At 61.8% G+C, this 23,689-nt stretch carries 17 protein-coding genes and 2 pseudogenes; 11 read left to right on the top strand and 8 right to left on the bottom strand.

The features are described from left to right. Positions 1 to 48: 48 nt before the first annotated feature. From R1A29_RS15270 to R1A29_RS15295, 6 genes and pseudogenes are all read right to left on the bottom strand, one after another. Positions 49 to 2,703: a TonB-dependent receptor gene (locus R1A29_RS15270; RefSeq protein WP_438298785.1), complete on the bottom strand. Its 2,655-nt coding sequence runs from the start codon at positions 2,701 to 2,703 to the stop codon at positions 49 to 51. A 116-nt stretch (positions 2,704 to 2,819) separates the two neighbouring features. Continuing rightward, positions 2,820 to 3,323, bottom strand: a complete 504-nt coding sequence (locus R1A29_RS15275; protein WP_438298786.1) for an RES family NAD+ phosphorylase — start codon at positions 3,321 to 3,323, stop codon at positions 2,820 to 2,822. Continuing rightward, the gene (locus R1A29_RS15280; protein WP_438302050.1) at positions 3,320 to 3,811 is read right to left on the bottom strand and encodes an antitoxin Xre/MbcA/ParS toxin-binding domain-containing protein; all 492 of its coding nucleotides are present in this window, start codon (positions 3,809 to 3,811) and stop codon (positions 3,320 to 3,322) included. The genes R1A29_RS15275 and R1A29_RS15280 overlap by 4 nt, the downstream gene beginning before the upstream one ends. A gap of 249 nt (positions 3,812 to 4,060) precedes the next feature. Then, a pseudogene (locus R1A29_RS15285) lies at positions 4,061 to 6,981 on the bottom strand (TonB-dependent receptor domain-containing protein). Positions 6,982 to 7,072: 91 nt separating this feature from the next. Next, positions 7,073 to 8,023, bottom strand: coding sequence for a FecR domain-containing protein (locus R1A29_RS15290; protein WP_438298787.1), 951 nt, complete (start codon positions 8,021 to 8,023; stop codon positions 7,073 to 7,075). Beyond that, positions 8,020 to 8,526, bottom strand: coding sequence for a sigma-70 family RNA polymerase sigma factor (locus R1A29_RS15295; protein ID WP_085710106.1), 507 nt, complete (start codon positions 8,524 to 8,526; stop codon positions 8,020 to 8,022). Before R1A29_RS15295 ends, R1A29_RS15290 begins: the two co-directional genes overlap by 4 nt. A gap of 298 nt (positions 8,527 to 8,824) precedes the next feature. Here R1A29_RS15295 and R1A29_RS15300 point away from each other — a divergent pair, with 298 nt between their 5' ends. The 4 genes from R1A29_RS15300 (at position 8,825) to R1A29_RS15315 (ending at position 13,988) form a co-directional block, all read left to right on the top strand. Next, positions 8,825 to 10,543, top strand: a complete 1,719-nt coding sequence (locus R1A29_RS15300) for a hydrogenase maturation protein (RefSeq protein WP_438298788.1) — start codon at positions 8,825 to 8,827, stop codon at positions 10,541 to 10,543. A gap of 253 nt (positions 10,544 to 10,796) precedes the next feature. Continuing rightward, the gene (locus tag R1A29_RS15305) at positions 10,797 to 11,660 is read left to right on the top strand and encodes a LysR family transcriptional regulator (RefSeq protein ID WP_085710108.1); all 864 of its coding nucleotides are present in this window, start codon (positions 10,797 to 10,799) and stop codon (positions 11,658 to 11,660) included. 109 nt (positions 11,661 to 11,769) lie between these two features. Beyond that, positions 11,770 to 12,915: a sterol desaturase/SRPBCC family protein gene (locus R1A29_RS15310; RefSeq protein WP_438298789.1), complete on the top strand. Its 1,146-nt coding sequence runs from the start codon at positions 11,770 to 11,772 to the stop codon at positions 12,913 to 12,915. A 56-nt stretch (positions 12,916 to 12,971) separates the two neighbouring features. Then, positions 12,972 to 13,988 carry an SMP-30/gluconolactonase/LRE family protein gene (locus tag R1A29_RS15315; protein ID WP_438302051.1) on the top strand — a complete coding sequence of 339 codons (1,017 nt, stop codon included), beginning with the start codon at positions 12,972 to 12,974 and terminating at the stop codon, positions 13,986 to 13,988. A 313-nt stretch (positions 13,989 to 14,301) separates the two neighbouring features. On the opposite strand, the gene R1A29_RS15320 is transcribed toward R1A29_RS15315, so the two are convergent. Next, positions 14,302 to 14,544, bottom strand: coding sequence for a YdcH family protein (locus R1A29_RS15320; RefSeq protein WP_085710111.1), 243 nt, complete (start codon positions 14,542 to 14,544; stop codon positions 14,302 to 14,304). Between the two features lie 205 nt (positions 14,545 to 14,749). Between R1A29_RS15320 and R1A29_RS15325 the strand changes: the two are divergent. The 7 genes and pseudogenes from R1A29_RS15325 to R1A29_RS15355 all read left to right on the top strand — a co-directional run bounded on the left by R1A29_RS15325 (position 14,750) and on the right by R1A29_RS15355 (position 20,936). Next, positions 14,750 to 15,270 (top strand): annotated as a pseudogene (locus R1A29_RS15325) (DUF4142 domain-containing protein). 239 nt (positions 15,271 to 15,509) lie between these two features. After that, on the top strand, positions 15,510 to 16,361 hold the full coding sequence (locus R1A29_RS15330) for an STAS domain-containing protein (protein WP_438298790.1): 852 nt from the start codon (positions 15,510 to 15,512) through the stop codon (positions 16,359 to 16,361). Positions 16,362 to 16,364: 3 nt separating this feature from the next. After that, a complete protein-coding gene (locus R1A29_RS15335) occupies positions 16,365 to 16,727 on the top strand; it encodes an STAS domain-containing protein (RefSeq protein WP_007959463.1) in 363 nt (120 codons plus the stop codon). Further along, a complete protein-coding gene (locus tag R1A29_RS15340) occupies positions 16,724 to 17,128 on the top strand; it encodes an anti-sigma regulatory factor (RefSeq protein WP_085710114.1) in 405 nt (134 codons plus the stop codon). The genes R1A29_RS15335 and R1A29_RS15340 overlap by 4 nt, the downstream gene beginning before the upstream one ends. After that, positions 17,125 to 18,135, top strand: coding sequence for an ATP-binding protein (locus R1A29_RS15345; RefSeq protein ID WP_438302052.1), 1,011 nt, complete (start codon positions 17,125 to 17,127; stop codon positions 18,133 to 18,135). Before R1A29_RS15340 ends, R1A29_RS15345 begins: the two co-directional genes overlap by 4 nt. Next, a complete protein-coding gene (locus R1A29_RS15350) occupies positions 18,128 to 19,003 on the top strand; it encodes a sensor histidine kinase (protein WP_438298791.1) in 876 nt (291 codons plus the stop codon). The genes R1A29_RS15345 and R1A29_RS15350 overlap by 8 nt, the downstream gene beginning before the upstream one ends. Next, entirely contained in the window at positions 18,993 to 20,936 is a 1,944-nt protein-coding gene (locus R1A29_RS15355) for a response regulator (RefSeq protein ID WP_438298792.1), read from the top strand. The genes R1A29_RS15350 and R1A29_RS15355 overlap by 11 nt, the downstream gene beginning before the upstream one ends. Before the next feature lie 95 nt (positions 20,937 to 21,031). Here R1A29_RS15355 and R1A29_RS15360 read toward each other — a convergent pair whose 3' ends face one another. Continuing rightward, positions 21,032 to 23,662 (bottom strand): excinuclease ABC subunit A, encoded by a 2,631-nt coding sequence (locus tag R1A29_RS15360; protein WP_438298793.1) that lies wholly within the window; start codon positions 23,660 to 23,662, stop codon positions 21,032 to 21,034. Positions 23,663 to 23,689: the final 27 nt, after the last annotated feature.

The raw sequence follows: 23,689 nt of genomic DNA on the forward strand, positions 1-23,689 counted from the left end.
TCGGTTTTAGAACGATGGGTTACTAAAACCGGCCATGTCTGGTCATTCTCAGAACTTGTAGTTGAGCCGCGTGTACAGCGTTCGCCCGAACGGGTCGCCGTATTTCGGGTCGTAGCCGCTCTGAAAGGTGTAGGTCTGGTTACTGAATGGCGGCTCGCGATCGAACAGGTTTTTTACCCCCAGCGTCACTGCCAGGGTCTTGCGCCAGGTGTAGGTGCCGGCCACGTCCCAGACGTTGTAGGAGCCAACGTAGTCGTGGGTCTCGCGGTCCGAGTCGTGATAACCGCTGGTGTAGCGGTTGGTCAGGCTCGCGCCGAACGGGCCGTAATTCCAGCTGCCGGTCAGGCTGTGACGCCAGCGGGCCACCGCGCCGGCCGACGCGAAGTCACCCCCGCGAAAATCTCCGAGCTTGTCGATGAAATCGCCCTTGAGCTGCTGCTGATACTCGTAACGGCTGACGTAGGTGCCTTGCAGGCCGATGCCGAAATCACCGTATGGCGTGCTCGGCAGGCGATAGTCGAAGCTCACGTCGACGCCGTTGGTCTTGATCTTCCCCAGGTTGGCCAGACCGGTAACGACGTGATCGATGGAGCCGTCAGGCTTACGGATCAAGCGCTCCGGATACAGTTCCGGGTTCTCGAACACTGCGGACTCGGGGAACTCGGCGATCTGGTTGGCGATGCTGATCCACCAGAAATCCAGCCCGGTGGTCAGGCGATCGAACGGCTGATAAACGAAACCGACAGTGACGTTGCGCGCGGTTTCCGGGCTCAGGTCCATGTTGCCGCCCGTGGTCCGGTTGAACTGCTGGGCGCAGTCGCGGTTGGCGATCCCGCCATTGCTCGGATTGCCACCGGCACACAGGCGCGGGTCGTTGTAGTTGGCGTTGGTGAAAGTGGTGAAATTCGGGTTATAGAGTTCATACAGCGACGGTGCGCGGAAACCTTCGCTATACGCGCCGCGCACCACCAGTTCCTTGAACGGCTGGAAACGGAACGAGTATTTCGGGTTGGTCGTGCTGCCGAAATCGCTGTACTTGTCATGCCGCACGGCAGCGGACAACTCCAGGCTGTCGAGCACCGGCACATTGACCTCGGCATATTGCGCCGAGACGCTGCGATCCCCTGACACGCTGCCATTGGGGTCCACGCCGAGGCTCTGCACATCACCGGCAAACGCAGCGAAATCCTGATGGAAGTCTTCCTTGCGGTACTCGCCGCCCAGCGCCAATGCCGATGGACCGGCGCCGAACCAGTCGCCGATCTCGCGGCTGACACGGCCGTCAATCGCCTTCACCCGCCCCACGGCAGTTGCGTAATCACCGTCCACCGCGTTGGCCGCCAGCAATGCCGAACCGGCAGCCGTCTGCGGCCCGAACGGGTTGATCACGCCATTGGCGATCCCCTGGCTGACGGCGCGGTCATTCACGTAGCCACTGCGGATCGTGTTAACCACTTTGTTCTGGTTGTACGAAGCGCCAAGGTTGTAATCCCACCCAACCAGCGTGCCGTCGAAACTCAGCAGCAGGCGCTGACCGGTGTTGTCGTCTTCGTGGCGGCGGGCGCCGACCGCCGTTTCACGCCAGTTCACGTCCACCGGTTGCGTCGGATCAAGGGCAAAACCGCTCGGCCCGGGGGTGATGCCGTTGCCCGGATAAAACGCCGTGCCGGGATTGACCTGATTACCCATCAGGGTGCCGGGACCGATCTGGGTGCGGTTTTCGTTGCGCGCCCAGAAATATTCGAGGCTGACGTTGTGATCGTCCGACAGCTTGCCGGTGGCTTTGGCGAAAGCCGAGGTCTTCTCGGTTTCCGGCACCAGGTCCAGGTAATTCCACAGACTCTGGCGGCAGATTCCGTTGCGCGACAACAGTCCCGGCGCGTTGCAGCCTGCCCCCGCCAATGGATTGGTAGCGTTACTGCCCTGGCTCCAGTTGGCGGGCGACGCCGTACCGGAGGTGTAATCGAGCCCGCGCCCCGGCTGATAGTTGTAGGTGTAACCACGATCTTCAGCGGCCAGCCGTTGCTGCTTGTCGTAGCTCACGACGCCGAAGACGTTGAAGCGATCGTCCTGCAAATCACCGAACCCCCAGCTGCCGCTGAAGTTGCGGCTTTCACCGCCACCGGAGTGCGTCGGCGTATCGTAACTCGTACTGATCTGACCCTCGGTGAGGCTGGTCTTGGTGATGAAGTTGATCACCCCGCCGATGGCATCGGTGCCGTACAACGCCGAAGCGCCATCGCGCAGCACTTCAACCCGATCGATGGCGGCGAACGGAATGGTGTTGAGATCCACACCCGAGCCATTGATGGCGTTGGTCGCGTTGTTGCTCAAGCGACGGCCGTTGAGCAGCACCAGCGTCTTGTTCGGCCCGATACCACGCAGGTCGGCATAAGAAGCCCCGCCGCTGCTCGAACCCACCGAACGGCCTGAACCTACGGAGGACTGGTTGGCAGAGATGCGGTTGACCAGCTCTTCAGTCGTCGTCACACCCTGCTTCTGCAATTCTTCCACCCGAAGGATGGTGACCGGTACCGCCGTTTCGGCATCGACCCGGCGGATCGCAGTGCCGGTCACTTCGACCCGTTGCAGTTGAGTGGTCGGTTCTGTGGCACTGCTGTCGGCGGCAATCGCCGGCAATGTGTTGATCGCCAGCAGCAAGGCCAGGCTCAACGGAGATTTAACGGGTGAAAATCGAATCATGAACAGCCATCCCTGCGTTTTGGTTTATGCAGGGATGTGCGATGACCAACAGGGATTTATAGGGCGCGGTTTAGACCGTTGGGTGATGAGGTTATGCAAATAGATAAGCCCACTCATCAACTCAAAACCATCTCCTTGAGCAAACGGGTATCCAGCCCGAACCGCTCCTGCGAGACCATCCTGAACTGCCCCTCCGCCAAATCGCAGCTCACCAGCAGGTTCCACGAATGCCGGGTTGCCGCCGAGGGAATCAGTACAAACGGGTGCTCGGCCAGCAACGCGTCGGCAAACAATTGCTGATTGGGTGAAGGCTGTGCAGGGCTCAGCCAGTAAGGGTTCGGTACCTCTTCAGGCTGCACGATTTTTACCTTCGCATTGTTGACGACTTCAAAACACGTCAAAACATAAGGCTCGCGGTCCAGAGCATCGAAACTGCGGTTGGCTGCCACCTCCAGAATGGCCGACGACGGATCGACTGACGCGTAGACGACGCGTCGTCCGGGTATATTCCATCGACCGCCTTTCAGCTTCGATCCGATCCCGCTGTCCCACGTACCTCCGTAAACCTCGGGATCCAGCCGCCAGGCATACCAATGCTTGTCCCACGGCAAGGGGTTCATGGGTAAACCCCGTAGATCAGCTGCATCAGATACTGCTCCACCATCTGAAAACCCAATGGATGCAGGGTCAATTCCAGCGGCACATGGCCGTGAAAATAGGTAGAGGGTTTCTGCATCCAGTCCTCCGCCCGTGGTTGCCCCCCGAAGGCCCGAATAGCCAACTCCAGCACCAGAGCAAATTGGTAGGCGATGACGCTCTGCTGTGGGTCAAGCCGTATCGGTTCATCCTCCTTCAGCAGTCGCCGGATCGTTCTGACCGACTTGCCAGTGATGAGTTTGACCACGTCGCCTTGCTGATAAAGCTCGGAGGTTGAAAGCATGTCGACGACGTCTTTCAACTCAAAGCCTTCATTCGTAAGGTGAACGATCAACATGGCGTCATCACCGATGTTCCGGCCATGTACGAGCAATTCGACAGGTTTGCCCGCGACCTTCTTCAAACCCGTCAACCGGGGTACCTTTGCACTGGGCAACGCGACGTCCTCCATGGGGCATCTGGCACGATCAGCGCGCCATTGATGGCAGGTGGAATAAGCAGGCGTTTCGTATTCGAGGTGTGCAGTACGCATGATCCATCCATTATCAGAGGCCTGAACGTCCAAGCCGTTTACGACTTCAATGTCACAGCCGATGCTATAGATCACGCTTCCGACGACCAACCTGAAAAAGTCGTCGGAAATATCCTCGTTTTCACGCAAGACCCGCTTGTTTCCGTAGGACGTTCCGGGCGAAAAGTCTCATCCCCCGAAGTGATAACTCACATCCAGCCACCACTGCCGCCCATACGGGTCGTAGTTGCCGGTGGGGTAATACGGCCAGCCTGCCGAGTCGTCATGCTTGACCTGATTGAGTACGTTGTTCACGGTCAGCCCGACGCTTGCCCGGTCGTTCAAGCGATAGCGCGCACTGGCATTGAACACCGTCCACGGTGACAGGCGGCCATCGCCCGCGCCGTTGGTGACAGAGCCATAACGGATGCCCATCAGGGTCGCCGTGGCCTTCTGATAATCCCAGGTCAGGCTGGCGTTGACCTTGCTGCGCCAGTCGTAGTTGCTGCGCGAAGTGCGCAAGTCCTGGGTCGGAGCTTCGTCGGATTCCTTGTAAAAATGCGACAGCACCAGGGTGTAGCCAAGTGCCGAACTGAACGCTCCGTACTGCCCGGCGCCCCAGCGAATGTTGCTCTTGAAGTCCAGACCGCTGACCCGCTCGCTGGCGGCGTTGATCGCGTTGACCCGCACCCGCTGCAACTGATTGGGATCGATGGCGGCATTGCCGGGATTGCGATCGACGCGTGCAAGTGTCGATTGGCAGTTGGCCGAGTTGATGTCCTGAGTGCCGTTGCGGCATTCGTTCTCTTCCTGCAACAGGCGGTTTTCGTCGACAGTGGTCAGCAGGTCGTCGATTTCCACCCGCCAGAAGTCAGTGGAGAAATCAAAGTTGCGCGACGGCGACCAGACAAACCCGTACGTCCAGGACTTTCCGCGTTCGGATGCCAGGTCCGCCGTGCCGCTCTGGGTGTAATCGACCCGCCCACGATCACAGGCGCCCTCCACGCCCTGACTGCAACCGTAGTAGTCGATCTGTGCCGGGTAGTAGCCGTTGCTGTCGGACTGGTAGATGTAATTCAGGTCCGGCGCGCGGAAACTGGTGCCGTAACTGCCTCGCAGCAACAGGCTGGTGATCGGCCGCCATTCCAGGCCGAGGTTGTAGGTTTTCTGCTGCTCGGTGCGGCCGCTGAATTTGTATTGGTCCCAACGCCCCGCCGCTGTCGCCAGCACAGTGTCAGTGACCGGAATACTGAACTCGCCACCCGCCGCATAGCGCTTGCGCGAACCCCTGAGCTTTGCGCCGGTGTCACGCCATAAAAACTGCCATCGTTGAGATGGTCGTCAGGGTCGATGCGGTATTCCTGTTTGCCCGCTTCCAGTACGCCGGCAAATCCGACCGGGCCAGCTGGCAGGTCAAACAGATCGCCATTGACCGAGGCGTTGTAGCTGGTGGAAACCGACTTGCTGCTCTGGGTCAGGTCACCGCGAAACTGCTGCCATTCCTGCGGTGTGAGCGGTCGATCAAGACGTGAAGCATCTGGAGAGAACACCGGGTAGCCGCCGCGTGTGCCGAGCTGCGGGCCCAAGTAGAAATCCTGGATCGACGACAGCGGCGTATAGCGTGTGGTGCGCACGCTTTTATATTCCGAGCGATTGGCCGCCAGATCATAGTGCCAGCTGGTGTCGGCGATCTTGTCCGAAAGCCCCAGCGTGCCGGTCCATGAGGTGTCGCGCCATTTGCTGTTGTTGCTGGTGCGCCCGCCGATTTCCTCTTCACCGAAACGCCGATACCAACGCTCCAGATTGCCGCTGTTCTGGTTGATGAAGTCCGGCGACGTGAAGGTCGGGCCACGGGTGTTGTTCTGGATGTGATCGAGGCCATACATCAAGTCGGCGAACACCTGACCGCTTTCGCTGAAATGCCAGGTGCCGCGGGTGTAACCGTCGTAGTTTTCTTTTTGCGTCTGGATCGTCCAGTAATCGTTGTACATCTGATCAGTGCGGCAGCGCCCGCCGTTGTTGAACAGTTTGTTATCGAACGTGCCTTGATAAGCACCGCAGCCCGGTCCCAGATAACGGTTGTTGCTCAGGTCGCGACGATAACCGACATCCGTCAACGGCCCGCTCTGCATGAAGCCACGGTCATCGGCCCAGATCGGATCGCGATTGGTCAGCTCAAGCCCGAACAGGCCGTCGAAGTCACCCCAACTGCCGCCGCCGCTGATCTGCAACCGTTGATTGTCACCGCCACCGCGCTCGCTGGTGCCGCCCTTGAGGTTGACGTCGACGCCGTTCATCTTGTCCTTGAGGATGATGTTCACCACCCCGGCAATCGCATCCGAACCGTAGATCGCCGAGGCGCCGCTGCTGAGGATTTCGATGCGGTCGATGATCGCCGAGGGGATGTTCGCCAGGTTGGTGAAGTTGACCTTGCCGTCGTACGGAGTCGGGTAATCGGCGACCCGCCGGCCATTGATCAGCACCAGTGTGTGATTCGGACCAAGACCCCGCAGGTTGAGGGCGCTGGCGGCCGGTTGCCAGGTGTTGCCGTAGTCTTCGCCCTGGGTCATGCCGGTGTTCTGGGTTTGCGTGGCGAGGGCGTCGTAGACGTTCTTGTAGCCCCGCGCTTCCATTTCCTCATGGGTGATGACGTTGACCGGTGTCGCCCCATCGGACTGGGCGCGGGCGATGCGCGAGCCGGTGACCGTGACCTTTTCCATGCGGTAATCGGCGCTGCTGGCGGGCGCCACGGCGGCAGCCTTGACCGGTGCGACGCTAGGGGCATCAGCCTGACGAATGCTCAGGCCTTGAGTGCCCTGCTCCACTTGCAGACCGCTGCCGAGCAATGCCTTTTCCACCGCTTGCCGGCCTCCCAATGCGCCGCGTACCGCACTGCTGCGCTTGCCCTGCACCAGATTCTGGCTGAAGGAAATCGGCACGCCTGTCTGGCGCGAAATGTCCAGCAGCACCTCGTCGAGCGCACCTGGGGCGATGTCGAAAGTGAACACCTGAGTGGCGGCGTCTTGCGCCAGAACGGCCGAAGGAACGATGCCCATCGCCAGCGCGGCGGCCAGCGTCAGACGGGTTGATTGTTGTTTGAATGAGAACATCGAGGGGCTTCCCTGTTGAAGGCGTCTGCAGGGAATGAGCAGCGGGCCGGCGCTTTTTATAGGGGGGCGGATAGACCGGGAAGTTATGGTTTTATAACCGCGCTTCGATGCTGACCCAGTACGGGTTGTGCCAGGTCACGCGGATCGGCAGCGAGCGTTCGAGCAGCTGCAAGGTGCGGTCGCTGTCGTCCAGCGGATAGAGGCCGCTGAGGCGCAGACCCGCGACTTCGGGGCTGAGGTGCAGAATCCCGCGACGATAGCTGCGCAGGCTATCGATGACTTCGCTCAAGGGGCGGTCGCGCACTTCAAGACGTCCCTGGACCCAGGCGCTTTCCTGTCCCTTGCTGCGCTCCAGCGCGAGGATTTCCCGTTCGTTGAACAACAGGCTTTCGCCCGCCTCCACCACTTGCCGCGCGCCGCCGGCAGTGACCACTTCGACCTGCGAATGCAGCATCACCAGCCGCGTCGAATCCTCAGCGCGCTGCACCAGGAATTTCGTACCGAGGGCGCGCATCCGTCCGTGTCCGGTCTCGACCACAAACGGCCGGGCCGGATTTTTCGCGACATCGATCAGCAGTTCCCCGCTGCGCAGGGCCAGCAGACGCTCTGCGCTGTCGAACAGCGGCACCACGCGGCTGCGGGCGTTCAGCATCAAGGTGCTGCCATCTTCCAGCGTGAATTCACGTCGCTCGCCTGTTCCGGTCGACAACTCGCCGGCCTCGGGCAACCAGCCATAACGTCGCCCGAGCAGCCCGGCCAGCACCGCGAGGCCGAGCACGCTCAGGCTGCCGCTGATGAACCGACGACGGCTGCTGGAGGGCGCATTCAGGCTGTGCAGCACACTCTCACGGGGCAAACCGCGCAGGTTCGCATGGCGCAACAGATTCAGCCCGCCGCCCATTTGCTCGATGATCTGCTGATGCCGTGGGTCCGCTGCACACCAGGCGTCGAAGGCTGCGCGCTCTTGCAGGCTGACATCCCCCGATTGCAACAACGCCATCCATTGCGCTGCCTCATCGATCAGCGTTTCGTCCGGTCTCATGCTTGCATCGCCTGATAGCAACGTTTGAAGGCTTCGACCATGTACTGCTGCACCCGACTGGTGGAGACGCCGAGGCGTTCGCCGATTTCGCTGTAGGTCAGGCCATCGAGCTGATGGTAGAGAAACGCAGCCTTGGCCTTCGCTGACAAGCCGTTGAGCAAGCGATCCACCGCCAGCAGCGCTTCGATCACCAGTTCCCGTTCCTCCGGCGACGGATGCACCGGCTCCGGCGCCAGCGCCAGGCTTTGCAGATAGGCGCGTTCCAGATCCTGACGGCGCCAGCCTTCGTAGACCAGACGCCGGGCAATTGTGGTCAGCAGTGCGCGAGGTTCGCGAATGGCCAGCGGATCGGGCAATGCCAGCACCCGCAGAAAAGTTTCCGAAGCTATGTCCTGGGCGCTGTGCGGGCAGCCGAGGGTACGGCTGACGGCGGCGCATAACCATCGGTAGTCCTTTTGGAACATTTGCCCGATGAGCTGGTAATGCGGGTTGTGACTCCCCATGCCTTACTCCCTGAAAACGGGCTCCACCCGCTGCGAAAATCCATGGATACGCCGGGATCGTCCGGCGTTGATCAGGGCTGCGACTGTGCAATAGCGTCGCGGACATTTGAAGCAATAAAAAATCAGGATATGCAAACCATTGAGCATAAGACGCTTTGTCGCCACGGCAACATTGGCTGACACAACGTTGATCTCGATCAGTGGTGCCCCCCGCGCCTCTCTCTAACCTTGCGCCTCCATCGATAGCCACGGACGGCTCACCGGGAGCCTGCGGCTGACCTTTCAAGGAAGAGCAATCATGCGATCACTCAACATCATTCTTTTGTCTTCGGCGTTCAACGGTCTGACCCAACGTGCCTGGCTGGACCTGCGTCAGGCGGGCCATTCGCCGAGCGTGGTGCTGTTCACCGATGAAGCCGCCGTGTGCGAGCAGATCGAAAACAGCGGCGCTGACCTGGTGATCTGCCCGTTCCTCAAGGACCGTGTGCCCCATGCGCTATGGAGCAATCCGCAACGCCCGGTGGTGATCATTCACCCCGGCATCGTCGGTGATCGCGGCGCCAGCGCGCTGGACTGGGCGATCATGCGCGAGCTGCCAACCTGGGGCGTAACCGCGCTGCAAGCGGTGGAAGAAATGGACGCCGGCCCGGTCTGGGCCACCTGCGAATTCAACCTGCCGGCAGGCCTGCGCAAATCCGAGCTGTACAACGGCCGTGTCAGCGACGCGGCGATCCGTTGCATCCGCGAAGTGGTGGAAAAATTCATCGACGGCTTCGTCCCGGTGCCCCTGGATTACACCGATCCCAAGGTTCGCGGCTGCCTGCAACCAAACATGAAACAGGACGACCGCACCTTCAGCTGGCACGACTGCTCGCGCTTCATCAAACGCTGCATCGACGCCGCGGACGGTCAGCCCGGCGTGCTCGCCAGCCTCGCGGGCGGCCAGTATTACGTGTATGACGCGCACCTTGATCAGCGCACCGGCATCCCCGGCGAAATCCTTGCGGTACACGACGATGCGGTGCTGGTGGCCACCGGTGATCACAGCCTGTGGATCGGCTCGCTGCGGCGCAAACCGCAATCGGGCGAGGAAACCTTCAAGCGTCCGGCGCGGCATGTGCTGGCCGGGCAACTGTCCCAAGTGCCGGTGCTGGACTGGTCGATTGCCAACGCACCATTCAGCGATGAGGCCTATCAGCCGATCCGCTATCGCGAGTCCGGGCGGGTCGGCGAGCTGACACTGGAGTTCTATAACGGCGCCATGAGCACCGAGCAGTGCCAACGCATGGTCGAGGCGCTGCGCTGGGCCAAGTCCCGCGACACACAAGTGTTGCTGGTCAAGGGCGGACGCGGCAGTTTTTCCAACGGTGTGCATTTGAATGTGATTCAGGCTGCCGAAGATCCGGGCGCCGAGGCCTGGGCCAATATCCAGGCCATCGACGATGTCTGCGCAGAGTTGCTCAGCGCACGGCAACTGGTGGTCAGCGGGGTCACCGGTAATGCCGGTGCCGGTGGTGTGATGCTCGCCCTGGCGGCTGACATCGTGTTCGCCCGCGCCGACATCGTGCTCAACCCGCATTACAAAAGCATGGGGCTGTACGGCTCGGAATACTGGACCTACAGCCTGCCCCGCGCCGTCGGCCCGGCCATGGCCGAACAACTGACCCAGGCCTGTCTGCCGGTCAGCGCTGCCCAGGCGCTGCAACTGGGCATGATCCAGGAAATCGGTCCGCGTTGCCCGGACGAGTTTGGTTTGTGGTTGCTGCAACGGGCCAATTCGGTACTGACCGATCCGACGTATGCGGCGGTGCGTGAACGCAAGCTGCGGGTCGATCATGAGCTGATCCGCCAATGCCGCGAAAGCGAGCTGCAAGAGATGCAGGAAGACATGCTGTACAACCGTAATCAGTTTGCCGAGAAGTGCCGGAATTTTGTTTACAAGCGCAAGACTTGCTGTACGCCGGCGCGGTTGGTGGAGGATTGGGCGCGGGTTCGGGAGGCTGAGTTGGCCGGTTGATCGGCGGCGCCTGCTTTCCCCCTCACCCTAGCCCTCTCCCCCAGGAGAGGGAACCGATCGGGGGATATTGAAGAAGTACGCCGACCTGAAAGATTTGCTTTGAATCCAAAATCGACTCGGTCTTTCAGGTCGGCGTATAGCGCAAGACAACTCGGTTAGTCCCCTCTCCCTCCGGGCGGTCCGACGTTTCGGGAGGGCTTGGGTGAGGGGGCTTTTGACTTACAATGCGGGCACCTCAGACACCGGCGCCCCCATGGACATCGACCTCGCCCGCACCTTTCTGGAAATCGTCCGCCACGGCAGCCTCGCGGCAGCGGCGGAAAAGCTGTTCGTCACCCAGACTGCGATCACCGCCCGCGTCCAAAAACTCGAAAGCCAGTTGGGCAGCACGCTGTTCGTGCGCAACCGCGCCGGTGCGCGGCTGACTGCCAATGGCGAGGCGTTCGTGGTCTACGCCAATCAGCTGGTGCAGACCTGGGAAGCCGCACGCCGTGACCTGCCGCTGCCCGAGGGCTACGACAACGTGCTGCACATCGGTGGCGAAGTCAGCCTGTGCAACCCGTTGATGCTCAGCTGGGCCGCCGAACTGCGTGAGAAAATCCCCAGCCATGCCCTGCGCATGGACATCCGCGACGGTGAGAACCTGCTGCGTCAACTGGAACTCGGTGTGCTCGACGCCGCGCTGGTCTATCAGCCGGAATACTGGCCGGGCCTGCAGGTCGAGCAAGTGCTGGAAGAGAAACTGATTCTGGTCCGGACACCCAACCGCCCCGCTCCCTACGTATACATCGACTGGGGCACCGATTTCCGCCGTCAGCACGATGCTGCACTGCCGGAAAAAGCCAAGGCCGCCCTGAGCTTCAACCTCGGCCCGCTGGCCCTGCAATATATTCTGGAGAACGGCGGCAGCGGCTACTTCCGCACCCGTGTCGTTCGCACCTACCTGGAAAGCGGCGCCCTGGAAGTCGTGACCAAAGCCCCGGAATTCGGCTATCCGACCTACCTCGTCTATTCCCGCGACCGTGATTCGGCGACCCTGCAACAGGCGTTCGATTTGCTGCGCGAAGTGATCAAGGCCGACGACGACTGGTCCCAGCGCTGGAACCCGTTGAGCTGACGACCGCTATGCACCGGAGCATGGCAGTTGTGACCTCAAGGTAGACCCTGCACAAACGGCGGGATCGGCTAATCTGCCGGGATAACGACAATATCCGCAGGTGACCGCAGTGAGGCAGACCACCGAGGCATTTCGCAGCCGCTATCGCGCGGCGATTCATCCGCTGTACAACCCGTGGCTGCACGGTGCCTTCGTGCTGCTGTTCGGCGTATTGGCCATCGGCGCGTTCTGGAGCAGCGTGCAGCAGGTGCGTCCGCTGGAATGGCTGGCGGTGCCGCTGACCTTGCTGTTCTTCAATTTCGGCGTGTACGTGGTGCACCGCCACCTCGGGCATCACAAGAAAGCCTTCGCCAAGATGTTCTACGCCCGCCATGCCGGCGACCATCACAGTTTCTTCACCCCCGGCCACATGACCTGGGACAGCGCCCGCGACTGGCGGGTGATCCTGTTTCCGGCATGGCTGATCGTGGTGCACACGCTGGTGATCACCCTGCCCCTGTGGTGGCTGTTCGCACAGGTCAACGCCAACGTCACCGGTCTGTTCGGCGGCTGCATGGTGCTGGGTTATTTGACCTATGAGGTGTTTCACGCCTGCGAGCACTTGCCGGAAAAGCATCCGCTGAGCCGCCTGCCGTGGATTCGCCAGATGCGTCGTCTGCACGAATTGCATCACCGTCGTGAACGCATGCAGGAGCGCAATTTCAACATCGTCCTGCCGTTGATGGATTACCTGTTCGGCACCCTCTACTGGGAGCCGGAACCCGTCCCCCTCACCGATTCGAGAACGCCCATGACCCGCATGCAGCATCCGATCGACATCGCCGGCGAGCCGATTGCCGTCCTCGCCTACGCCGCCACTGTCAGCCGCTGGCCGGAGTGGCATCCGTCTTCGCTGAAAATCGACGGTCCCGCCGGCCCGTTGCATGCCGGCGCGCGTTTCGAGGAAGACATTCATGCCGGTGGCCGCGAAGGGCATTTGAGCTGGGAAGTCACCGAGTACCTGCCGGGGCGACGCTGGTGTGCCCGGGCACAGGGCGATCATGGATTGTCATTGCATCTGACCTACGAATGCTCGGCTCATAACGATGGCACGCGATTCGTGCGCACGCTGGATTACCGCTTCGAAAGCCTGGGCATGCGCATCGCCAATCAGCTGTTGCTCAAACGCCGCATCGAACGTGAGTCGGCGGCCTCGATGCTGGCCTTGCGCGATACGGCGACCCGGCATCTGGCACTCGCGGGGGCTCACGTGTGAAGCTGCGCCATCTGATCCTGCTGCTGGTGATTCTAATTCTGGCCTTCCTGTTGCTGATGCCGACCAAAGTCGAGCCCGTGGCGTGGAAGCCGCAAACAGCGCCGTCGCTGACCGAAGGGGTCTACGCGGACAATCAACGCCTCAAAAGCGCGAAACAGGTCGGCCCGGGCGATATCGAAGGCCCTGAAGCGCTGCTGCTGGAAGAGGACTTTCTGATCACCGGCCTGCATGACGGGCGCCTGCTGCGGACCAGCCTCGACGGCCAGCAGCGTCAGGTACTTGCCGATACCGGCGGGCGTCCGCTGGGTCTGGCGCGGCACCCCAACGGTTTGCTGGTGATTGCTGACGGGGTCAAGGGCTTGCTGTCCCTTGATGCCCAAGGACGGCTGACCGCGCTGACCACTGAAGCCAATGGCCTGAAGTTCGGTTTCACCGACGATGTGGCCATCGACAAGTCCGGGCATTACGCCTACTTCAGCGATGCCAGCAGTCGCTGGGGCTACGGTCATGACGGCGAGGCGATCATCGAGCACGGCGGTGACGGGCGCCTGCTGCGCTATGACTTTCAGAGCGGCAAGACCAGCGTCCTGCTCGACAAGCTGGAGTTCGCCAACGGCGTGACCCTCGGCCCGGAAGACGCCTATGTGCTGGTCAACGAAACCGGCGCCTACCGCATCAGCCGCTACTGGCTGACCGGGCCGAAGGCCGGCACCCATGACCTGTTCATCGACAACCTGCCGGGGCTGCCGGACAACCTTGCATTCAATGGCCGGAACCGTTTCTGGGTGGCGCTGTACACGCCGCGCAATCCGCTGCTCGATGGCACCGCCGGACACCCGTTCGTGCGCAAGATGATCGTGCGGGCGATGACCGTCGTGCCCAAACCGGTGGAGAAACGCGGGTTTGTGCTGGGGCTGGATCTGGACGGCAAGGTCATCGCGAACTTGCAGGATGCGAGCGACGGCAATTACTCGCCGATCACCACGGCGCGCGAATATGGCGACTGGTTGTATTTCGGCTCGCTGAAGGCCACGCACATGGCGCGGATGCCGCTGGATACAGCCTTGAAGTGAATACCGTATCGACTTGCCGGTGATGGCGGACGGTCAATTGCTGGACCGATCGAATTTGTCCGGGTCTTCATCCTCCGGTACCTCGTCGTCCTTCCGCTTTTGTTCCGGATGGCGGACGGTATGCGCCGGACTGTTCGGCTCGGGATGAGTGGGAACCGGGTCGAATGCACCCTGCTCTTCACTGGGGAATCTGGGTTTGTTCATAAGGCACCTCGCAAAGAGTCGCTAAGTGAAGACTCTGTACATTCGAGGTGCCCGTCGTGGCTGTCGTTCCAGTCGTGCCACCCCCGAAGGTCGATGGCGCGACTGACGGTCAGGTTCGAGCCTGCAATTGCTCGACGATCTTGTCTTTGACCTGCAAGCGTTTCTCTTTGAGTTTTTTCAGTGCGTCATCACTGGGCGCATCCGAGGCTGCCGTCTCGGCCTTGACGACCTCGGCGTCCGCCTGGGAGTACTTGTTGATCAGTGCGTCCAGATGTGGATCCTCGGTGCGTCGTTGCTGGATCTCTTCCTTCGTAAGCTTCAAGTCCTGATACAGGTCATGGGTCACCGGCATGGAACACCTCCGTCAATTGATCGGCAGCCGACGCGACCGATTGCGTCAGCCATTACCAGAATGGCCTTGGTTGTACCCTTCTGTCGACCACCTGTCAGACCAGCGGTGGCCGTTCGTCGCCCTGAGGCAAATACGATAAAACCTTACGCCGCAGGCTTCCCTCCATTGAGTAACACCCCCAAAACATCTGCGTGGAGAAACACCAATGGACGGATTCAACCTGCGTCATCTCGCCCTCGCCATCGCACTGAGTACCGGCATGGGCAGCGCCTTCGCCGCGACCTCCAACAGTTTTGTCGATAACGCGGCGGCCGGCGGCATCGCCGAGATCGAAACCAGCCGCCTGGCCCTGAAAAAAGCCAGTCGGCGGACATCAAGGATTTCGCCAACATGATGATCACCGACCACAGCAAGGCCAACGATGAACTGGCGGCCATTGCCCAGGCCCACGACATCAAGGTTCCGGATTCCACCACCCTCGTGAAACAGGCCAAGGAGAAGATCCTCGACATGCGCGACGAGTCCTTCGACGCCGCCTACGCCAACAATCAGGTGAAAGCCCACGAAGAAGCCATCGAGCTGTTCAAGAAAGAAGCCAACACCGTGACCGACGACCAGGTCAAAGGCGCCACCGAACTCAAGGGCTTCGCCCAGAAAATGCTGCCCGGCCTGGAAAAACACCTGGCAGCCGCCAAGGAACTGCAGGCCAAACACCCTTCCAAATAACCGCAAAGCAAGCCAAGAGGCCGCCTCCACTGGACGCGGCCTCTTTTTATTGGGCATTCAAAAGTGCGAAAGATCGGCGTCACCGGCCACGCCAACTAGAGTTAACGGGGTATTCCTTGCGCCGGATCAAAAATATCCTCACAGGAACGAACAACTATTTCGAACGGCCAGGGTCATTCACTTCGCGCCGGTCATTTTCCGAAGAGCCGGCCCCCAATTCGCAATGGAGCACGACGCACATGGCAGCACTGCAGAACAGCACACTCGATGCGATGAAAAACAAACAGGCACAACTGCTGGGCGAATGGATCAACGGACTGCAGGCCAGCGGCGCCTCCCGCAATCTCAAGGAACACGACATACAGCAACAGACCAGCGAATTCCTGCAACTGGTGGTCACGGGGCTGGAAAGCGACAGCGGAACCAACATTGCCGCCCCCGGCTGGGAGGCCACCCGCCAGTTCCTCGAAAAACTCTCCCACAGCCGTGCCCTGCTCGGTCAGGACTCGCAACAGACCGCCAGTTTCATTTTCTCGCTCAAAGGCCCGCTGTTTGCCTTGCTGCAAAACCATTACCAGGATCAACCGGCCCTGCTCGCCGAACAGCTCTGGGAAATCTCCGAACTGCTCGACGCTTTCGGCCTGCATACCATCCGCACCTTCCAGAAATCCCGTGAAGCGGTGATCAAACGTCAGCAAGAGGAACTGCTGGAGCTGTCCACCCCGGTGGTCAAGTTGTGGGACGGCGTCCTCGCGCTGCCGATGATCGGCACCCTCGACTCGCAACGCACCCAGGTGGTGATGGAATCGCTGCTGCAACGCATCGTCGACACCGGTTCGGAAATCGCCATCATCGACATCACCGGCGTGCCAACGGTCGACACCCTCGTGGCCCAGCACCTGCTCAAGACCGTGACCGCGATCCGCCTGATGGGCGCCGACTGCATCATCAGCGGTGTGCGGCCGCAGATTGCCCAGACCATCGTGCACCTTGGTCTGGACCTGCAAGGCGTGGTGACCAAGGCCAACCTGGCTGACGCCTTGAAGCTGGCCCTGACCCGCCTGGGTATCACTCTCGCCAAGACGGTTTAAGCGATGGAACGTATCCCGATTCTCCAGATGGGCGACTTCCTGCTGGTGACCATCCAGGTCGACATGCATGACCAGCTCGCCCTCACCCTGCAGGACGATCTGTCCGAGCGCATCAGCAAGACCTCGGCGCGCGGAGTGTTGATCGACATCTCGGCGCTGGACATGGTCGATTCGTTCATCGGCCGGATGATCGGCACGATCTCCGGCCTGTCGAAAATCATGGACGCCGAAACCATGCTGGTGGGCATGCAGCCGGCCGTGGCGATCACCCTCGTCGAACTCGGCCTCAACCTGCCCGGCGTCAGTACCGCGCTGAATGTCGAGCGCGGCATGAAACTGCTGCAGGAACGAGTACGCCAGCAATGACGGTGCGCAGCAGCGGTACGCAACCGATCAACATCGAGCAGGACGTGGTGCTCGCCCGGCAACTGGCGCGCAAACTGGCAACCGAGTGCGGCATGCGCCTGATCGACCTGACCAAACTGGTGACCGCCGTCAGCGAGCTGGCGCGCAACACCATGGTGTATGGCGGGGGTGGCGACATGGACTGGCAGATCCTCGACGACAACCACAAGGTCGGCCTGCGCCTGACCTTCCGCGATGAAGGCCCGGGCATTCCCGACATCAAACTGGCGATGACCGATGGCTGGACGTCCGGCAGCGGTCTGGGCCTGGGCCTGACCGGCGCCAAGCGGCTGGTGGACGAGTTCGAACTGGACACCGCACCCGGCAAAGGCACCCGAATAACGATCACCCGATGGACATGAATATCAGCGGGTCGTTGACCCAGGTCTTGCTGATCGAAGACAACAGTCAGATCGGCCATGCACGGCGCACAGCGCAGCAACTCGCCGAATCTCACGGCTTCGATGAACGTGATGCCGGGCGGGTGGCGCTGGTGGCCACGGAACTGGCGAGCAATGTGCTCAAGCACGCCGGTGTCGGCGAGTTGCACCTGCGTGCCCTGCCCCGCGCCAACGGATTCGGCATCGAGATGCTGGCGGTGGATCGGGCGAAGGGTTTCGATCTGGAGGCCTGCATGATGGACGGCTTTTCCACCGGCGGCACCCAGGGCATCGGACTGGGCGCGGTGGCGCGGCAGACCGAGGTCTTCGACGTGCATGCCGATGCCCGTGGCGCGGTGCTGCTCGCACGCCTTTATCCACGCAATGACCAGACGCCGGACCTGCGCTACGGCGTCAGCCAGCACTCATTGCACAACGACCCGGCATGCGGTGATGTCTGGCATCTGGCGGTTGATCGCAACAGTATCAGCGCGCTGATCGTTGACGGTCTGGGCCACGGCGAGGACGCCGAACGCGCGGCCCGGGCCGGAGAGAAAGCCTTCGCCCTGGATCCCTTCGCCGCTCCGGAGATGCTGATGGAAGACCTGCACCGGGAAATGATCGGCACTCGGGGCGGTGCCGTCGCGTTTGCGCAGTTCCATGCCGAGCGCGACAGCCTGAGCTTCGCCGGTATCGGCAACATCGGCGCCAGCCTCGTCAGCGCCGACAAATCCCGTGGACTGGCCTCGCACCCGGGGATCGTCGGCGGCCAGTACCGGAAAGCCCGGCCCTTTGACTATGCTCACGTGAATGGACATCTATTGATCATGTACAGCGACGGCTTGCAGTCCCGTTGGAACCTTCAAGACTACCCCGGCCTGGTGCATCGCCATCCCGCCGTGATAGCCACCGTCCTGCACCGCGACTTCTGTCGCGGCCGCGACGATGTAACGGTGCTGGTCGTTGCCCTGGAGGCCGCCCATGGCTGAGTCCCCGACCTTGAGCAGCGCAGAACAGAGCGCGTTGATCGCCCAGTTGCAGAGCGAAACCGCCGCGCTGCGCGAAGAACTCGACGAAACCAATCAGGGCGTCCTCGCCCTGTACGCCGAGCTCGACACCCAGGCCGAACAACTGCGCCAGGCCTCGGACCTGAAAAGCCGCTTCCTGTCGTACATGAGCCACGAATTCCGCACCCCGCTGGGTTCGATCCTGAGCATCAACAGCCTGCTGGCCGACGAACTCGACGGCCCGCTCAGCCCTGAGCAACACAAGCAGGTGGCGTTCGTCAGCAGCGCCGCCCGGGAACTCAGCGACATGGTCGATGACCTGCTCGATCTGGCGAAGATCGAGGCCGGACGCATCACCATTTCCCCGGCGTGGTTCGACATGTTCGACCTGTTCGCGGCGTTGCGCGGGATGTTCCGGCCAATTGTCGACGCCTCCGCAGTGGACCTGATTTTCGAAGAACCGGTGGGCCTGCCGCGCCTGTACACCGACGACAAGAAGCTCGCGCAGATCCTGCGCAATTTCATTTCCAACTCGCTGAAGTTCACCACTCGCGGCGAGGTCCGTGTCTCGGCACGGCTTGAAGGCCAGGACAAGGTGCGTTTCGCCGTCAGCGACACCGGCATCGGCATCGCTGCGGAGTTGCACGGCACCCTGTTCGAAGACTTCTCCCAGGTCGATTCGCCGCTGCAAAAACGCCTGCGCGGCACCGGGCTCGGATTATCCCTGTGCAAGCGTTTTGCGGAGCTGCTGGGCGGCGAAGTCGGCGTGGAAAGCGCACCGGGAGTCGGCTCGACCTTTTTTGTGATCATCCCGTTGGCGATCGCTCTGGAGAACGTCGATGAAACATGACATCCGCCTGTTGATCGTCGACGACAACGTCGCCACCCGCTACGCCCTGCGCCGGCGTCTGGAGCGCCACGGCTACGAAGTGCTGGAGGCCGGCACCGGCGGCGAAGGCCTGGCGCTGATCGCCGGCGAGGCACTGGATGCGCTGATTCTCGACGTCAACCTGCCGGACATGAGCGGCTTCGATATTGTCCGTGAACTGCGCGCCGATCCCGGCACAGCCCTGCTCCCGGTGATCCATGTGTCGGCGGCGTCGATCCAGACCGGCGACATCATCACCGGCCTCGACGCCGGGGCCGACGCCTACCTGATTCACCCGGTGGACCCGGACGTGCTGCTGGCAACCCTGCGCACTCTGCTGCGGGTGCGCGACACGGAAAACGCCCTGCGCGAAAGCGAGGCGCGCTTCCGGGAAATTTTCGTCAATGTCTCGGCGCCGATTGCGGTCATCGATGCAACCCTGAAAGTCCACGAGTGCAACCACGCCTTTGCCCAACTGATCCAGGACAACCGTGACGCGCAGATCCTCGACGAGTGTTTTGCCGAAGATCAGGGCGCCATCCTCAAGGAATTGCGTCTGCGACTGGTGGATGGCGAGCGCTGGAAAGGCACGCTGAACATGCGCGTGCAGGGCGAAATCCGCGAAACCCAGTGGCAGATTTCCCCGTACCGTACGCCGGAACTGAGCCTGGTGTTCGTCGAAGACGTCACCGAACACCGTCACCGCGAACGCTCGCACCTGGCGCGACTGGACGACACCACCACGCAACTGGCCAAGGAAGTCGCCGACCGGGTACGCGCCGAAGCGCAACTGCTGCAAGTGCAGAAAATGGACGCGCTGGGCAAACTCACCGGCGGCATCGCCCATGACTTCAACAACCTGCTGACCGGGATCATCACCAGCCTGGAACTGATCCAGAAACGCGTCGCCGACGCCCGTCTCGACAAGGTGCAGTTCTACGCCGATGCCGCGCTGAATTCGGCGATGAGCGCCGCATCGCTGACCCATCGCCTGTTGGCCTTCGCCCGGCAACAGCCGCTGGACACCCGGCCGGTGGACATCAACGATCACGTGCGTTCGCTCGAAGAATTGCTGGTGCGCACCATCGGCGAACGCATCGCCCTCAAGCTTGAGCTGACCACCAAACCGGCCATCGCCCTGGTCGATCCGATCCAACTGGAAAGCGCCGTGCTCAATCTGGTCATCAATGCCCGGGATGCCTTGCCTCAGGGCGGCAATATCTGGGTCAGCACCTATGCGGCGTACTCCCATGGCGACCCGAATCTGACCGATGGCTCTTACGTGGCACTGTCGGTGCGCGACGACGGCACCGGCATCGAACACAGTTTGATCGACAAGGTGTTCGACCCGTTTTTCACCACCAAACCATTGGGCCAGGGCACCGGCTTGGGATTGTCGACGATTTATGGTTTCGCCCGGCAGTCCGGCGGCGATGCGCACATCCGCAGCGTCGCCCGGCGCGGCACCGAAGTGACCATCATGCTGCCGGCCACCAGCGACCCGACGGCCGCCGATCTGGTGCCACCAGCGGTGGATCCGCAAGGTTCCGGCGAGCATGTGCTGATTGTCGAGGACATGCCGTCGGTGCGGTTGTTCGTTACAGAAGTGCTGGAAGACGCCGGTTACCGCTGCACCCAGGCCGGCGATATTGAAACCGCGCTGGAGCGCCTGCAGAACGATCCGTCGATCAATCTGCTGCTGACCGACGTCGGCCTGCCGCGCATGAGCGGCCGTGAACTGGCAGACGTCGCCCGGGGCTGGCGCGACGGACTGCCGATCCTGTTCATGACCGGCTACGCGGAAACCGCGATCAACCGTCAGGTGTTCCTCGGGGCCGGTATGGAAATGCTGGTCAAACCGTTCCAGATCAGCGAACTGCTGGACAAGGTGCGCCGCACGCTCGACGGCGCCTGATACACCGCTATCGCCAGCAGGCTGGCTCCCACATGAAGCACCAGAAACCTGTGGGAGCCAGCCTGCTGGCGATGACAATATTCGAGGCGCTACGCCTAGCGGCTGAGAGCACGGGCAAGAAACGGCGCAGTCCGGCTTTTCTTGCTCGCCGCCACTTTCTGCGGTGTACCGGCCACAACAATCCTGCCGCCCTGATCTCCAGCGCCCGGACCAATGTCGATCACCCAGTCGCTCTGCGCCACCACGCGCATTTCGTGCTCGACCACAATCACCGTGTGCCCTGCGCTCACCAGATTGTCCAGTTGCTCCAGCAAGCGGTCGACGTCTCGCGGGTGCAGCCCGGTAGTGGGCTCGTCCAGCACGTACAACGTCGCGCCGCGCTGGTTGCGCTGCAGTTCGGTGGCGAGCTTGATCCGCTGTGCCTCGCCCCCGGACAGCTCGGTCGCCGGTTGTCCGAGGCGCAGATAACCGAGGCCGATATCGCGCAGCACTTCCAGTGAGCGGCGGATCGCCGGTTGTTCCGCAAATACCGTCACCGCCTCGTCCACGGTCAATTGCAGCACCTGAGCAATGCTCAACCCCTGCCACTGAATCGCAAGCGTCTCGGGGTTGTAACGCGCGCCGTGGCAGGTCGGGCACGGCGCATAGACGCTGGGCATGAACAGCAACTCGACACTGACAAACCCCTCGCCTTCGCAGGTCGGGCAACGGCCCTTGGCGACGTTGAAGGAAAACTGTCCGGCGTCGTAGCCCGCCTCTTGCGCCTGAGGGGTGGCGGCGAACAGCTTGCGCACGTTGTCGAACAGCCCGGTGTAGGTCGCCAGATTGGAACGAGGTGTGCGGCCGATGGGTTTCTGATCGACCTGCACCAGACGCTTGATCGACTCCAGCCCTGCGCTGACCTGGCCTGTGCTTGCAGTCGGGGTATCGTCTTCCAAATTGAGCTCTTCCGGCTCGGCGTCACTGCTGCGACCGAGCTGTGCCCCGACCAGCTCCAGCAGCGCCTGACTGACCAGACTCGACTTGCCCGAACCCGAGACCCCGGTCACCGAGGTAAAGCAGCCCAACGGAAACTCGACGCTGAGGTTATTCAGGTTGTTGCGCGTGACGCCCTCGAGCTTCAACCAGCCCGACGGTTTGCGCGCAGTTCGCGCTGACCGCTGTTGCTCGGCGAACAGATAGGCCCGGGTCTGCGACTGATCGATGGACGCCAGCCCGGCAGGCGGGCCGCTATAGAGAATCTGCCCGCCCTTTTCACCCGCCGCCGGGCCGACATCGATCAACCAGTCGGCACGGCGCATGGTTTCCAGATCGTGCTCGACCACAAACACACTGTTGCCGTCTGCCTTGAGCCGCTGCAAGGCTTCGAACAGCGCCTCGCCGTCAGCCGGGTGCAAACCGGCGGAGGGTTCATCAAGCACGTAAATCACACCAAACAGTTGCGAGCCCAGTTGCGTGGCCAGGCGCAGGCGCTGCAACTCCCCGGACGAGAGAGTCGGCGTACTGCGTTCCAGTGCCAGATAACCGAGACCGAGATCGGTCAGGGTGCTGACCCGCTCCAGCAAGTCCTCGGCAATGCGCTGCGCCGCCAGGCGTTTTTCCAGCGACAGGTTGGGCGTATGGTGCACGTCTGGCGCGCTGGCGTGACCGCTGGCGCCATGGGCCACGCGTTGCTGGCGGGCTTCGCGGGTCTGGTTGTGGGTCAGGGTTTCGCCGGTTTCATCGGCGTGTTCCAGCCAGCTCGCGTCCGCCACCGGTTTCAAGACTTCGGCGACTTGCAGCAGCGGCATCCGCGACAACTCGCCGATGTCATGCCCGGCAAACGTCACCGACAGCGCCTCGCGCTTGAGGCGCTTGCCATCGCACAACGGGCACAGGCTGCCGAGCATGAACTGCGAAACGCGCTTCTTCATCAGCGCACTTTGCGAATGGGTAAACGTATGCAGGATGTAGCGTCGGGCGCCGGTGAACGTGCCCTGATAGCTCGGTTCCATCTTGCGTTCGAGGGCGACGCGGGTTTCTTCCGGCGTCAGCCCGGCGTACACCGGAACAGTGGGCGTTTCCTCGGTGAAGAGGATCCAGTCGCGCTGCTTTTTCGGCAGTTTGCGCCATGGAATATCGACGTCGATGCCCATGGTCACCAGGATGTCGCGCAGGTTCTGCCCCTGCCAGGCCAGCGGCCAAGAGGCCACGGCGCGCTGGCGGATGGTGAGCTCGGGATCAGGCACCATCAACGCTTCGGTCACTTCATAGACCCGGCCGAGCCCGTGACAATCGGGGCAGGCACCTTGTGGCGTATTCGGAGAGAAATCCTCGGCGTAAAGCATCGGCTGGCCCGGCGGATAACTGCCGGCGCGGGAATACAGCATGCGGATCAGGCTCGACAGCGTGGTCACGCTGCCCACCGACGAGCGCGTACTCGGTGTGCCGCGTTGCTGTTGCAGCGCCACTGCCGGTGGCAGACCGTCGATAGAGTCGACGTCCGGCACGCCGACTTGATCGATCAGCCGCCGCGCGTAGGGCGCTACCGATTCAAAATAGCGGCGCTGCGCTTCGGCATACAAGGTGGAGAACGCCAGCGACGACTTGCCCGACCCGGACACGCCGGTGAACACCACCAGCGCATCCCGGGGGATGTCGACATCAACGTTCTTCAGGTTGTGTTCACGGGCGCCGCGCACGCGAACCATGCCGGCGGCGGAATTTGAGCTGCGCTTGGAAGTCATTGGCCAGCCTTGGTCAGGGGATTCGAA

The organism is Pseudomonas sp. NMS19W (assembly GCF_051554255.1).
Classification (GTDB): Bacteria; Pseudomonadota; Gammaproteobacteria; order Pseudomonadales; family Pseudomonadaceae; genus Aquipseudomonas; species Aquipseudomonas kribbensis.

What these genes read in the sequence shown, in the direction of transcription:
- R1A29_RS15270 (WP_438298785.1), bottom strand. Translation starts at nt 2,703, where the DNA reads ATGATTCGATTTTCACCCGTTAAATCTCCGTTGAGCCTGGCCTTGCTG.
- R1A29_RS15275 (WP_438298786.1), bottom strand. Translation starts at nt 3,323, where the DNA reads ATGAACCCCTTGCCGTGGGACAAGCATTGGTATGCCTGGCGGCTGGAT.
- R1A29_RS15280 (WP_438302050.1), bottom strand. Translation starts at nt 3,811, where the DNA reads ATGGAGGACGTCGCGTTGCCCAGTGCAAAGGTACCCCGGTTGACGGGT.
- R1A29_RS15290 (WP_438298787.1), bottom strand. Translation starts at nt 8,023, where the DNA reads ATGAGACCGGACGAAACGCTGATCGATGAGGCAGCGCAATGGATGGCG.
- R1A29_RS15295 (WP_085710106.1), bottom strand. Translation starts at nt 8,526, where the DNA reads ATGGGGAGTCACAACCCGCATTACCAGCTCATCGGGCAAATGTTCCAA.
- R1A29_RS15300 (WP_438298788.1), top strand. Translation starts at nt 8,825, where the DNA reads ATGCGATCACTCAACATCATTCTTTTGTCTTCGGCGTTCAACGGTCTG.
- R1A29_RS15305 (WP_085710108.1), top strand. Translation starts at nt 10,797, where the DNA reads ATGGACATCGACCTCGCCCGCACCTTTCTGGAAATCGTCCGCCACGGC.
- R1A29_RS15315 (WP_438302051.1), top strand. Translation starts at nt 12,972, where the DNA reads ATGCCGACCAAAGTCGAGCCCGTGGCGTGGAAGCCGCAAACAGCGCCG.
- R1A29_RS15320 (WP_085710111.1), bottom strand. Translation starts at nt 14,544, where the DNA reads ATGCCGGTGACCCATGACCTGTATCAGGACTTGAAGCTTACGAAGGAA.
- R1A29_RS15330 (WP_438298790.1), top strand. Translation starts at nt 15,510, where the DNA reads ATGGCAGCACTGCAGAACAGCACACTCGATGCGATGAAAAACAAACAG.
- R1A29_RS15335 (WP_007959463.1), top strand. Translation starts at nt 16,365, where the DNA reads ATGGAACGTATCCCGATTCTCCAGATGGGCGACTTCCTGCTGGTGACC.
- R1A29_RS15340 (WP_085710114.1), top strand. Translation starts at nt 16,724, where the DNA reads ATGACGGTGCGCAGCAGCGGTACGCAACCGATCAACATCGAGCAGGAC.
- R1A29_RS15345 (WP_438302052.1), top strand. Translation starts at nt 17,125, where the DNA reads ATGAATATCAGCGGGTCGTTGACCCAGGTCTTGCTGATCGAAGACAAC.
- R1A29_RS15350 (WP_438298791.1), top strand. Translation starts at nt 18,128, where the DNA reads ATGGCTGAGTCCCCGACCTTGAGCAGCGCAGAACAGAGCGCGTTGATC.
- R1A29_RS15355 (WP_438298792.1), top strand. Translation starts at nt 18,993, where the DNA reads ATGAAACATGACATCCGCCTGTTGATCGTCGACGACAACGTCGCCACC.
- R1A29_RS15360 (WP_438298793.1), bottom strand. Translation starts at nt 23,662, where the DNA reads ATGACTTCCAAGCGCAGCTCAAATTCCGCCGCCGGCATGGTTCGCGTG.